Origin of the sequence: Enterobacter sp. 50793107 (genome assembly GCF_001463365.1) — a bacterium.
GTDB lineage: Bacteria > Pseudomonadota > Gammaproteobacteria > Enterobacterales > Enterobacteriaceae > Enterobacter > Enterobacter cloacae.
Genome location: NZ_LNII01000129.1, coordinates 1 through 272, shown reverse-complemented (window position 1 = coordinate 272; position 272 = coordinate 1). Strand labels below are relative to the sequence as shown.

The window sequence follows — 272 nt, the reverse complement described above, 5'->3', positions numbered from 1 at the left end:
CAGGCTGCCTGACAGATTACAGACCAGACTTGCCCGCAGCAGATGCCAGTTCCTGTCATGCCAGCCGGTCCAGTCGACAGCAATCACACAGAAGGGCATCAGGGAAGTGATGGAATGTGTGAGCAGGTGCTGAATACGGGGAATGTCCCGGTGAAGGGCGGTATTACCCAGGGCACGGTCAACACGTTTAATTTTATTTTTGACGTGCGCACTGCCGGGAAGAGTGCGACCAAGGCTGGTCAGGGTCAGATCCGCACCGTGCGTGAGGGCAA

The 272-nt window shown here is 56.6% G+C and carries 1 pseudogene; it reads right to left on the bottom strand.

Annotation, left to right across the window (positions count from 1 at the left end):
• Positions 1-272 (bottom strand): annotated as a pseudogene (locus tag APU11_RS27090) (IS4 family transposase); the annotation flags it as partial.